The following is an 11,555-nucleotide window of genomic DNA, read 5'->3' as shown; positions in this document are numbered from 1 at the left end:
CCCTCGACGCGCAGAAGGAGCTCGCCTCCGCGGCCGCTCCCGACCCCGGCATGAACGACTCCCCGACCGGCGCGATCCTCGCGCCCGAGAACGCAGAAGTTGCGGTACTCGAACGCGAGTACCGCAACTTCTGGAGGGTGGAGCCGGGCGTAGGGGGCGCCCGTCGGGCTCAGCCGACGAGCACCGCGAAGCCCTGCGCGGGGAGCTGCACGGCGACGGCACCGGACGGCGTCGTCTCGCGCACGAGGGCGCCGTTGCGGTCGTAGACGCGCAGGGTGCCGGAGCCGCCCGAGACGCCGATCGCCGTGTTCCGCGCAGCGTCGGTGGAGTTGCGGATCAGTTCGGTGCGGCCGCCCTCTCCTCCGACCACGAGGCGCGTCACCAGCGGTCGCACCAGGAGCGCGTCGAGGCGCGTCTGCCCGCTCAGCGGGCGGACCTCGACGCTCGACGAGCCGGCCGGCACGGTGCGGCGGAGCTTCTCCGGGAGCAGCGCGCCCGACGCCTCCGTGACCCCCTGCGACCCGACGGTCGAGCGGAGCAGGTCGAGCGGGCGCGTGCCCGACGTCCAGACGCTCAGCGGCGTGCGCTCCGTGCCGCGCTGCGGCTGGTCGATGACGGCCTCCACCACGCGGTCCTGCGTGGACGGGCCGATCGGGATCGACACCGCGCGGCGCGGGTCGGTCAGCGAGAGGTAGGAGCCGCTCCAGCCGGCCTCCCCGGTCCAGGACGACTCCGGCGTGACGACGGTGCCGCCGCGCGCGCTCTCGGCCTCGACCAGCGTCAGCCCGTCGCGCGAAGACTCCGTCGCGACGGATCGCGCGCGGTCGGCGACGTCCGGGTGCGCGTCGAGCGCCAGCATCGCCAGCAGCCCGTGGATGGTGCTCTCGGCGCCGCTGTTGCGGTTGACGGTGCCGTCGGCCTGGACCCCGTCGAAGACGACTCCGGTGGCCGGGTCGTAGACCGGAGCGAGGCTGCGGTTCAGGCCGAAGAACCAGGCGCCCTGCACGGCCGCGAGGTCGGTGAAGGCGCTGGAGCCGGTGACGTCCGCCAGGGCCAGCGAGTTCTGCAGCCGCGAGTCGGCTCCGTACGCGATCTGCACCCGGTCGGTCGGAGTCGGGTTCCAGCCGTTGTCCGGACCGCCGGCGGTCAGCAGCTCCGGAGCGAAGCGGGCGCCGTCGACGATCGCGGGCTCGAGGAGGGAGGAGTCGTCCAGCGCCGCGGAGGACGCGGCCAGTCCCCCGGCCATCTGCGACGACCAGGAGTGCCAGAGCGTGCGCGACTTCGTCCACGGGAGGATCGCGCCGTACGGCCAGGCGGTGGTGTCCGCCTCCGTCGTCGTGCGGGCGTAGGCGGCGACGCCCTCGGCGAGCTCGGCCGTGCTCGTGCGCACCGCGGAGTCGTCGGGAGCGGCCTCGAGGTAGGCGGAGAGGCCGAGCAGCGCCTCCGAGGTGGCGTCGGCGCCGTCGACGATCAGCCAGGCCGGCACCTGCACGCCGTCGGCCTGCGCGTACTCGCCGTAGCGCGTGAGCACCTCGCGGTCGACCGCACCGACCCCGAGCCGCAGCCGCTCCTGGAGGAAGGCGGCGAACTCCGGATCCGTGTCGCGGAACGCCGCATAGCCCTCGCCGAGCGCCCAGAGCGTGCGGGCGAGCCAGTAGCTGTCCTCGGAGTCGCTGGGGTCCGGCAGCTCGACCGGCTCGGCGCTCGCGTTCAGCTCCCCGTCGGTCTGCATCCAGAGGACCACGTTCCCGGCGTCGTCGCCCTCGGTGGTCTGGAAGTAGGCGAGGGCGCGGAGGGTCTCGAAGGCCTTCTCGCGGCTCTCGGTCGAGCCGGTCTGCTGCCAGTGGCGGAGGTAGACGACGGCGGCGCGGGAGATGTCGTCGGTGTTGAACGCCCCCTGCTCGTAGTCGCCGGTCGCCGGATCGAGGCGGCCGCCGCCGACCCGCTCGAAGGTGCCGCCGTCGCGGGCGTCGGCGTCGCGGGCGTCGGCGTAGGTCCACGGCATGACCAGGGTCGGCTCCTCGTCGAGCCGGTAGGTGGTGTGGCCGGGCTCGGGCACCGGAGTGGCGGTGTCGAGGAGGAAGTCGAGGTGCGCCGTGTTCGTCAGCGGCTCGGCCGCCTGCGCGGGGGTCGCGCCGAGGGCGAGGCCCCCGACGGTGAGGGCGGCGGCGGCCAGGACGGCCGCCGACCTGGTGAGCGTGTTCGTCATCGAACTCTCCTTGAGGTGGGGGTGCGGGGGCCGATCTCGAGGCGCCCGCTCCGCGGGCTCCTCGATCAGCGAGAAAGGCGTCCGGCGGAGGGCGGACTCGATCAGCAAGGCGAACGCTGCGCGGGTCTCTTGGTGGTCGAGTAGCCGCGGAGCGGCGTATCGAGACCCCGGTGTCCAGGCGGTGGTGGATCTCGATACGCCCGCTGCGCGGGCTACTCGATCAGCAAGAAAGGCGTCCGACGGAGGGCGGACTCGAACAACAAGGCGTCCGCTGCGCGGGCTCTTGGTGGTCGAGTAGCCGCGAAGCGGCGTATCGAGACCCCGGTGTCCAGGCGGTGGTGGATCTCGATACGCCCGCTGCGCGGGCTACTCGATCAGCAAAATAGATGTCCGCCGGAGGTGGACTCGATCAGCAAAACAGGCGTTCGCCGGAGGTGGACTCGATCAGCAAAACAGGCGTTCGCCGGAGGCGGACTCGGCCAGCGAGGCATTGTCAGCCGTCCGTGCGGACGAGGCGGGCCGCGCCGATCTTCGAGTCGGCCATGCCGTAGAAGACGTAGTGCTGTCCGTCGATCTCCTCGATCGCCGTCGGGAAGACGACGTTCGGGACGATCCCGCTGCGCTCCTCCTCCGTCTCGGCCTCGAGCAGCGGCTCGGAGGTGCGCGCGATCACCCGCGACGGGTCGTCGCCGTCGAGGAGCATCGCTCCGGCCGAGTAGTTCACGTGCTGCTGCTGCGCGAAGGCGCTGTCGATCACTCCGGTGACCCCGTGGTGGATCAGCAGCCAGCCCTCGGGCACGCGCAGCGGCACGGGTCCGCCGCCGACCTTCAGCTCCTCGAACGGGAACTCCGGGCCCGCGAGGAACCGGTGCCGCGTCCAGCGCGTGAGGTTCGCCAGATCCCGGTCCACCTCGTCGACCGGCACGTAGCTGATCCAGATGCTCTGCCGCGGGTCCTCGATCCCTGCCGGGAGGCGGATGCCCTCGCCCGCCTTCGTCTCGCTGAGGTCCCACATCGGCCGGTGCAGCACCGCGAACGAGCGCGTGCCGTCCGGCGCTTCGACGATCTCGGGGAAGAACACGCAGTCCTTGTTGTGGAACAGGCCGAGGTCGATGTCGAGCGCGTCGTCGTAGGCGAAGGTCACCGGGCCCAGGCGCCGCCAGTCGCGGAGGTCCTCCGACACGGCGAGCGCCGTGCGGGGCCCGAGCGGCCCGTAGGCGACGTACGTCATCACATGCAGCCCGAGCGCCTCGATGAACGTGATCCGCGGATCCTCGACGCCCGAGTTGTGCGCGCCCTGCTCGAAGCCGCGGTCGGGCGCGAGCACGACGCCCTGCCGCTCGACTCCGACGGGCACGCCATCCTCGACGACCACGCGGGCGAGCCCCACGCGGGAGACGTTGCCGGCGGCGACCATCCGGGGCAGCAGGTACAGCTCGCCGTCGGGTCCGCGGCCGCTGCCGGGGTTGAGCACCCCCTCGGCTTCGAGCGCGTCGCCCGGGGCGGGCTCCATCACGACGCCGACGCGCTCGAGACGGTAGGGGACAGTGGTGAGGGTGGGAGACATGGTCAGCCTTTCACTCCGGATCCGAGATCGGTCGAGACGAAGTAGCGCTGGAACACGATGAACAGCACCACGACGGGCGCGGCGAGCACGACGGCTCCCGCGAGGATCGCCCCGAACGGGTTGTCGGTCGACGACGCCACGTTCGAGATGTAGTTGGCCAGGGACACGGCGAGCGGCTGCAGCGACGCGTCCTTGGTGATGAGGAACGGCCAGAGGAACTCGTTCCAGGGGCCGATGAAGGTCAGCAGCACGGCGGTCACCAGCGCGGGCCGCACCAGCGGGAGCGCGATCGTCCACAGCAGCTTCAGCTCGCCGGCGCCGTCGATCCGGGCCGCCTCGAACAGCTCCTTGGGGAGCTGCAGGAAGTACTGCCGGAAGATGATCACCGCCGTCGAGTTGATGGCGAACGGCAGGATCATCCCGAGGTGGCTGTCCGCGAGGCCGTAGTCGCGCGCGATCAGCACGTAGAGCGGGATCTGCAGCAGCTGGAACGGGATGACCTGCACCAGCAGGGCGAGCGCGAACACCGCGTTGCGCCCCCGCCACTGCAGCATCGCGAGCGCGTACCCGGCGAGGACGCCGAAGAACACCGTGCACAGCAGCACGCCGCCGGTGAAGATCCCGGAGTTGACCAGGCCGGTGAGCAGGCTGATCCGCTCGTTCACGTTGACGTAGTTGTCGAGCGTGAGGTTGCCCGGCTCCGGGATCGCTCCCGCCAGCGTCGGGTCCGGATCCGTCTGCAGGGAGCCGACGATCATGTAGTAGAAGGGGAACAGGAAGACGATCGCGCCGATCGCGAGCACGACTCCGCGCAGGATCACGGCTCCGCGGCTCGAGCCGACGGGGCGCCTCCGCGGCGACTTCTCGGGGGCGACGGCGGCGGGCACGGCCGAGGCGGCGCCTCCGGCACTGGACAGGGTGCTCATGAGTTCCTCTCCCCCGCGAAGCGGTTCTGCATATAGGCGATGACCAGCACCAGCAGCACCAGGACCACGCCGATGGCCGAGGCCACGTCGGGCTGCCCCTGCTGGATCCCGAGCTGGTACATCAGCAGCACGGGCGAGGCGGACGCGCCGTTGGGGCCGCCTCCGCCGGTGAGGAGGTAGGGCTCGGTGAAGAGGTTCGCTCCGGTGACGGTCGACACCAGCAGCACCAGGAGGGTCGCGGGCCGCACGCTCGGCACGGTCACCGACCAGAACTGGCGGATGCGTCCGGCGCCGTCGGTCGAGGCCGACTCGTACAGCTCCTTCGGCACGTTCTGCAGTGCCGCCAGGTACAGCAGGATGTAGAACCCGAGCTGCTTCCAGGTGACGTAGAGCGCGATGATCGGCATCGCGAGCTGCTCGTTGATCAGCCAGGACGGATCCGGCGCGAGCGGCCCGAGGAGGCTGTTGACCAGTCCGTTCCCGTTGAAGAGGAACAGCCACACGCCGACGACCGCGACGCTCGCCGTGACGTACGGCACGTAGAAGCTGACGCGGAGGAACGTCCGCAGGTGCACGACCTTGTCGAGCGCGGCGGCGAGCAGGAGCGAGAGCACGACCGTCAGCGGCACGTTGATCACCAGGAAGATCCCGATGTTGCCGAAGGAGCGGATGACCTGCGGGCTCGAGAACGCCGTGACGAAGTTGTCGAGGCCGACGAACGGCCGCTCCACCTGCACGCCGGGAGCTGCGAAGAAGAAGTCGTGGAACGCGATCCAGACCGAGTACACGACCGGGAACGCGAAGACCGCGAGCACGAAGAGGAGGTAGGGGCTGCCGAACAGCAGCCCGAGGGGCTGGGGCCCGAGGACGCGGTGCAGAAGGCTCCGCTTCCCCGGTGCCCCGGCCGGCGCGGGCCGGCGGGTGAGGGTGGTCACGGCCGGGTCACTGCTGGCCGGCGAGCCCGGTGACGGTCTCGGCCGCTCCGTCGAGCGCCGTCTTCACGTCGCCCTCGCCGAAGATGACCGTCTTGCCCCACGCGTCGCGGATCGCCTGCAGCATCTGCACGGTGTTCGGGCCCGACGGCACCTCGATGGTGCGGCTCGCCTGGTCGCCGAAGCGCTGGTAGGCGGGGTTGGCGTCGAAGTAGTCGGCGTAGGTGGTCTGCAGGTCGGTGCGCAGCGGCATCTGGCCGGTGGTCTCGAGCAGCGAGCGGTCCTGCTCCTCGCTGGTCGCGAACTTCAGCACCTCCCAGGCCGTGCCCTTGTTGGCGCAGGCGGAGTAGAGGCCGACGTTCTTCGCGTCGCTGAAGGTCCAGGTGTCCTCGGCGGGCGTGCCCTCGGGGGTGGGCACCGAGACGGAGCCCCAGTTCAGGTCCTTGTAGACCGAGACCGCCCACGGGCCGACGATCGACATCGCGGCCTGGCCGTCGGCGAACGCGTCGCCCTGGTACTGCTCGCGGCCGGCGAGGCCCTGGTCGTAGAGGCTCTTCCAGAAGTCGGCGACCTCGTAGCCCTGGTCGTCGGCGAAGGTGGCCTTGCCGTCCTCGACGAGGCTCGTCCCTCCGGTGGCCGCGGCGTACATCGGCATGAAGTCGAACTGGGTCTGGAAGAACTCGCTGGTGGGCGCGGGCTGGATCGCGGCGGGCGCGGCGCCCGACTCGACGAGCGTCTTCGACGTGGCGAGGAAGTCGTCGTAGGTCGACAGCGACGGGTTCTCGGGGTCCAGGCCCGCCTTCGCGAAGAGGTCCTTGTTGTAGAAGATGACGACCGGATTGCTCTTCCACGGCATCTGGAAGTACGCGCCCTCGGCGTTCTGGTACTGCTCGGCGAGATCGCCGCTGCGGGTCTCGATGTAGTCGGCGCCTCCGTCGAAGGAGGAGAGGTCGACGAGGCCGCCCTGGCGCTCGAACTGGCCGACCGCGCTCGGGGCCGTGTTGAAGACGAGGCACGGCGCGTTGCCGGCCGTGATCGCCGCTCCGATGACCTCCTCGCTGCTCTTGCCCGCGGGGATCTCCTGCCCGGTGATCTCCTCATCGGGGTGATCGGCGTTCCACGCGTCGACCATCGCCTTGCCCCACTGCACCTCCTGCTCGTTGTTCGAGTACCAGATGGTGATCGGTCCGGTGGCGGTGAGGTCGGTCGACGCTCCGCCGCCGTTGCCGCACGCGGTGAGGGCGAGGGTCGCGAGGGAGGCGGTGGCGATCCCGGTCAGCCAGCGTCTCGTCGTCGAGGGGGCCATGGTGTTCTCCTTGTCCGGCGGGCGCGACGGTGCGCCCGCGTCTTCAGTGGGTCGACGGCCGCGGAGGCGCGGTCGAGTGGCGCACGACGAGCCCGGCGGGCTCGAGGTCGACGTCGGGGGCGCTGCCGGACTCGATGAGGTCGAGCAGCGTGCGGGCGGCCTCCTCGCCCCAGTGCGCGGGGCGCGTGCGGGCCGAGGTCAGCGACGGGTAGACGTGGGCGGCGATCTCGGAGTCGTCGAAGCCGGTGACCGAGAGGTCGTCGGGGAGGCGCAGCCCGCGGGAGTGCGCGACGCCGAGGCCGGCGATGGCCATGGGGTCGTTCGCGTAGACGATGGCGGTGGGGGGGGTCTTTTGATCGAGGAGTCGCTCCGTGGCCTCGGCGCCCTGCTGCGGGCTGAAGTCGGTGGCGAGGGGCGCGGTGGGCTCGAGGCCTGCCTCCGTGCAGGCCTTCGTGAAGGCGTCGCGGCGGCGGGAGGAGTGGAGCAGGTGGTCCGGCCCGGCGACGTGGGCGATGCGGCGGTGGCCGAGCCCCGCCAGGTGCCTGACGGCTTCCGTGATCCCCGCGGAGTCGTCCATCACGACGGCGGGCGAGGTGGAGCCCTCGAGGCAGCCGAGCGTGACCGCGGGGAGCTGGAGCTCGGCTAGGAGTTCCGGGCGGGAGTCGTCTTTCCGGAGGTCGGTGAGGAAGACGCCGTCGACGCGGCGGTCGGCAGCGAGGGTGCGGTAGACGGCCTCCTCGGAGGCGCCCGGATCGACGACGCTGAGCACCAGCACGCGACCGCGCTCGGCGAGCACGCGCTCCACGCCGGAGATGAAGGAGGGGAAGAACGGGTCTGCCGCGATGACCTCGGGGTCGCGGGCCACGACGAGGCCTACCGCGAACGAGACGCTGGTCGAGAGGGAGCGCGCGGTCAGGCTGGGCCGGTAGCCGAGCTCGGCGGCGACGCGGAGGATCCGCTCACGCGAGTCGGGCGAGACGCCGGGCCGGTCGTTGAGCGCGAACGAGACGAGCGCCTTGCTCACGCCGGCTTCACGCGCGACGTCGAGGATCGTCGGTCTGCTCGCCATCAGAACTCCTTCGCTCGTCGCCGGGGTGTCTGAACCGTTGTGTAAACCGGTTTAGGGCACCGTAGCAGGGGGACCGGCGGAGGAGAAGAGTGGGGTGATTCGCGACATCGGGCTGGACTCGGGGGCTGTTCTTGTACTCCATGTCGTGCCACCTGGGCGGCGAGTCCCGCCTGTCCTTCTTTCGGGTACATGCCCGCTGCGGCCCTTCGCTACAGTGGCTGGCATTTGCGTGGGGCGTCCCTCCTGATGACTCGAGCCCGCCTCTTTGGGGCCCTCGCTGCCGTGCCGAATGCTGTCCCGCTCTGTCGAGGAAGGAAAAACCGTGGTCCCAGGCTTCTTCGCTGGACCGCCCTGGCCGAGCAGCCCAGGACGGAGTGCCGAATGGCTGACCTTCCACGGCACTCGCGAGGATCAGTGGTGGTTCGCCGCAGTGAGCGAGGACCTGTCCGACGAGGCCTTCGCCCACCTCGCAGCTCTGGGCGACTCGGGGATCGCTGGCGGCCTGCTGTCGAACCATTCGACGCCGACGGCAGTCCTCCTGACCATTGCGCGGACGCACCCCGAGCTGACGGAGATGGTGCGCATTCACGGCAATGCGCCCTTCGAGCTGATGCTGGAGGCGCCTCTGGGGCACCTGAATCAAACGGCTCTCCATCGATTCCTGCAGCACGAGCGAGCCGATGAGGAGGAGCGACTGGCGCTCTTCGCGGCGAAGGATGCGGAGGCCGGCGTGGGCGGGGAGAGCCTGCAGTCCGTCTGGAACGGGATCACGGGACCGTCGTAGCCGGGTGAAGTGCGGTCAGCGGCCGCGGGCCTTTTCGGCATCGGCTGCTCCCGCGAAGTCGGGAGACGTCGGCCAGCTGAGGATCGGGGTCCTTCATCGTCGGCGACCACATGCCATCCGGCGGTGGTTTCACGCCTGTCGTCGGCCTGAGGACGTGGCGGCCGATGCCCGCCGCTACGGTGGCTGCCATCTGCGTATGGGTATCTGTGGGCTGGCCGCGGAGCGAGTGGTCGAAGGCCGCTCACGGACGCGCGCCGCCGCGGGGCCTGAGAGCACTCCGCGACCCGGCTCCGGCCGCGCCGCCCGGTGCTGGAGTATCCCGGTGCCCGGTGACCCCGCAGGCACGCCCCCGTCCCCGAGAGAGAGAACGACCATGGCCCGCCCCAACACCGCCAGCCGCACCACGAGCGAGCAGCGCACCGAGCACGCCGAGCAGTACTCGGCCGGAGCGCGCTACGCGTCGGAGGCGTTCGGCACCTTCCTCCTGGTCGCCGGCGGCGTCGGCACCGCGGTCTTCGCCTCCGCCTTCCCCGACTCCGGCAACGCGCTCGGAGTCGGCTTCCTCGGCGTCGCCCTCGCCTTCGGCCTCACCGTGATGGCCGGCATCTACGCCGTCGGCCACATCTCCGGCGGCCACTTCAACCCCGCCGTCAGCGTCGGCCTCGCCATTGCCGGCCGCACCGAGTGGAAGCACATCCCCGGCTACATCGTCAGCCAAATCCTCGGCGGACTCGTCGGAGCCGGAGTGGTCTTCCTCGTCGCCGCCGACGGCCCCGCCGGCTACCTCGCCGCCGCCCGCGACTCCGGCTTCGCCTCCAACGGCTACGGCGCTGGATCGCCTGGCGGCTTCGGCCTCGGCGCGGTCATGCTGACCGAGATCGTCCTGACCGCCATCTTCGTCGCCGTCATCCTCTCCGTCACCGCCAAGAGCGAGTACAAGGCTGTTGCACCGCTGGCCATCGGCTTCACGCTGACGCTCGTGCACCTGATCAGCATCCCACTGAGCAACACGTCGGTGAATCCGGCGCGGTCCATTGCTGCCGCGGTGTTCGCAGGGCCGGATGCGCTGGGGCAGGTGTGGGTGTTCCTGGTGGCGCCGATCGTGGGTGCGGCGATCGCGGGGGTGGGGACGAAGGTGCTGAACCGGCGGAAGTAGGAGGGTGACGGCGCGCGCCGCGACGGGCTCCCTCCCTCGCGCAAGGGTGCACTGACGCTCCCGACGCACCTCGAACGACAATCGGATGACCCGCGCTCCGTCAGCAGGGTGGCGGTGTGAGTAGAGCAATCACGATCCGGCTGAATCGGCTGATGCAACACGCGAAGGCACCGACTTGCCCCTCGGCTCACTCGAGGCGCATCCTCACCCCAGAGCGCTCGACTACGGCCTTGCTCCCCCGGCGCCACGACGCAGAGCTTGCAGCTGCTGGATCCCAGCAGCGACGGGCGCGTCGAGGTGCAGCCGAGCGCAACGATCTATCGGACGTGCGCCCGAGGCCAAGCAACTGTGGTGCGGCTCCGCCTCAAAAACCCCCTCGCGAACCCAAAGCGAGACGTCCCGCCACGAGACGCCTTGCCGAGACAAACGTGCGCCCGAGATCCGACGAGCGCTCGGGCTTCGCCCGTGAGGCGACCGCGAGTCCCAGGAAGCTAATCTTTTCTGCGATACGTCCACGCGGAGCGAGGCCGAAGCGGCGCGCAACCGCACAGTTCGTGGGCCGCACGACCGTGCACGACAGTTGCAAAATCGCCGAGCCGGCGACGTTGTCTCCGGCTCCACCTCCGCCGTCCCGATCGACGAGACGTCCTACGTCCCTAGGGTCTCGATACGATCTGAGAAGAGTGACTCATCAGCGCCTCCGCTCCTGCCTCCTCGCGCACGCGACCTCGATCGAATATGTCTGCGCGGACAGTGGTTAGTGCGGCGTCGTGCGTAACTGCTCCCCGTTTGCCAAATTGCAGACACGGCAGACCTTGATTCTCAGCCCAAGTCGATCCAGTCGTTGTACGTCTCGTACAGGGAGGGCAAGCTGAAAGTCAACGGCACTATCAGCGAGAACTGGTTCGCACTCTCGAGGAGTAACAGCGTTTGATCAAGACGCTTATCCGGAAATACCCCATACCTGCGGTTCTGCTGGCACGCGGGACCCTTTCAAAGATTCGCTGCTCTTAGCACTTTGCGGCACGGCGGTTGGTGACCGCACTCCCTCCGCGCTTGATTTCGCCAAACCTGAAAGTAGTCACTCCTTCACGCCCCCACAAGTTGCAGCAGCGAATCAAACGAATTCACGACGTCGTATTTGACGCTGTCGTGTCCGGGATTGCCGTTGAGTGAGGCGAAAAACCTACGGGCGCACTCAATCTTCGCGCTCTCGACGCCCTTGAGTTGGAGGGTGGACATGGAGCCTTTGGTTTCCGCGACGAAGTAGACGTGCTTGATCTTCGTAATATCGTCGCGGAAGGCGATGGCCCAGTCGGGATTATAATCGCCAACAGGAGTCGGGATGAAAAACCCGCGTGGTAGCTTTGAGTACACAACCACCTCGTTGCTCACGTCCAGCGCCTTAACAAACGATCGCTCGACCTCCGAGTCGGTGACGACGTATTCGTAAACGCTCTTCGTGAGCTTGTCACCCGCCTTCGACAGGTCCTGAGTTGTCTGGTTCTCGGTGAAGATCGATGAGTCGTAGCGACCATCGAGCGGATCATAGGCGAGGTGGCCAGGCACATCAACGAGCAAAAGGCGACCGTGATTGTCGAGCACC

8 protein-coding genes and 1 pseudogene are annotated in these 11,555 nt (G+C 69.4%); 2 read left to right on the top strand and 7 right to left on the bottom strand.

All coding sequences use genetic code 11. From position 1 onward, the window contains the following. Nucleotides 1-169: 169 nt before the first annotated feature. The 6 genes from C5C24_RS16780 to C5C24_RS16755 all read right to left on the bottom strand — a co-directional run bounded on the left by C5C24_RS16780 (nucleotide 170) and on the right by C5C24_RS16755 (nucleotide 8,009). Nucleotides 170-2,209, bottom strand: a complete 2,040-nt coding sequence (locus C5C24_RS16780) for a hypothetical protein (RefSeq protein WP_104305512.1) — start codon at nucleotides 2,207-2,209, stop codon at nucleotides 170-172. A gap of 493 nt (nucleotides 2,210-2,702) precedes the next feature. Then, the gene (locus C5C24_RS16775; protein WP_104305511.1) at nucleotides 2,703-3,776 is read right to left on the bottom strand and encodes a glycosidase; all 1,074 of its coding nucleotides are present in this window, start codon (nucleotides 3,774-3,776) and stop codon (nucleotides 2,703-2,705) included. Between the two features lie 2 nt (nucleotides 3,777-3,778). Next, nucleotides 3,779-4,702 (bottom strand): carbohydrate ABC transporter permease, encoded by a 924-nt coding sequence (locus C5C24_RS16770; protein ID WP_104238931.1) that lies wholly within the window; start codon nucleotides 4,700-4,702, stop codon nucleotides 3,779-3,781. Next, entirely contained in the window at nucleotides 4,699-5,637 is a 939-nt protein-coding gene (locus C5C24_RS16765) for a carbohydrate ABC transporter permease (protein WP_104305510.1), read from the bottom strand. The genes C5C24_RS16770 and C5C24_RS16765 overlap by 4 nt, the downstream gene beginning before the upstream one ends. 7 nt (nucleotides 5,638-5,644) lie before the next feature. Beyond that, on the bottom strand, nucleotides 5,645-6,940 hold the full coding sequence (locus C5C24_RS16760; protein WP_104305509.1) for an extracellular solute-binding protein: 1,296 nt from the start codon (nucleotides 6,938-6,940) through the stop codon (nucleotides 5,645-5,647). 43 nt (nucleotides 6,941-6,983) lie between these two features. Continuing rightward, complete coding sequence (locus C5C24_RS16755) at nucleotides 6,984-8,009, bottom strand: LacI family DNA-binding transcriptional regulator (RefSeq protein WP_104305508.1); 1,026 nt, start codon at nucleotides 8,007-8,009, stop codon at nucleotides 6,984-6,986. A 430-nt stretch (nucleotides 8,010-8,439) separates the two neighbouring features. Between C5C24_RS16755 and C5C24_RS16750 the strand changes: the two genes are divergently transcribed. Together C5C24_RS16750 and aqpZ are read left to right on the top strand one after the other, a co-directional pair. Next, nucleotides 8,440-8,793 carry a hypothetical protein gene (locus C5C24_RS16750; RefSeq protein WP_104305507.1) on the top strand — a complete coding sequence of 118 codons (354 nt, stop codon included), beginning with the start codon at nucleotides 8,440-8,442 and terminating at the stop codon, nucleotides 8,791-8,793. 373 nt (nucleotides 8,794-9,166) lie between these two features. Continuing rightward, nucleotides 9,167-9,949 (top strand): aquaporin Z, encoded by a 783-nt coding sequence (gene aqpZ, locus C5C24_RS16745; RefSeq protein ID WP_104305506.1) that lies wholly within the window; start codon nucleotides 9,167-9,169, stop codon nucleotides 9,947-9,949. Nucleotides 9,950-11,038: 1,089 nt separating this feature from the next. On the opposite strand, the pseudogene C5C24_RS16740 reads toward aqpZ, so the two are convergent. Beyond that, nucleotides 11,039-11,555: pseudogene (locus tag C5C24_RS16740) on the bottom strand (hypothetical protein); the annotation flags it as partial.

Origin of the sequence: Rathayibacter sp. AY2B3 (assembly GCF_002931755.1) — a bacterium.
Classification (GTDB): Bacteria; Actinomycetota; Actinomycetes; order Actinomycetales; family Microbacteriaceae; genus Rathayibacter.
Note: the sequence above shows the minus strand (reverse complement) of the source record. Positions and strands in the feature narration are given on the sequence as shown.

Bases quoted from the DNA above. Each gene is read 5' to 3' on its own strand.
- C5C24_RS16780 (WP_104305512.1), bottom strand. From the start codon at position 2,209: ATGACGAACACGCTCACCAGGTCGGCGGCCGTCCTGGCCGCCGCCGCC.
- C5C24_RS16775 (WP_104305511.1), bottom strand. From the start codon at position 3,776: ATGTCTCCCACCCTCACCACTGTCCCCTACCGTCTCGAGCGCGTCGGC.
- C5C24_RS16770 (WP_104238931.1), bottom strand. From the start codon at position 4,702: ATGAGCACCCTGTCCAGTGCCGGAGGCGCCGCCTCGGCCGTGCCCGCC.
- C5C24_RS16760 (WP_104305509.1), bottom strand. From the start codon at position 6,940: ATGGCCCCCTCGACGACGAGACGCTGGCTGACCGGGATCGCCACCGCC.
- C5C24_RS16755 (WP_104305508.1), bottom strand. From the start codon at position 8,009: ATGGCGAGCAGACCGACGATCCTCGACGTCGCGCGTGAAGCCGGCGTG.
- aqpZ (WP_104305506.1), top strand. From the start codon at position 9,167: ATGGCCCGCCCCAACACCGCCAGCCGCACCACGAGCGAGCAGCGCACC.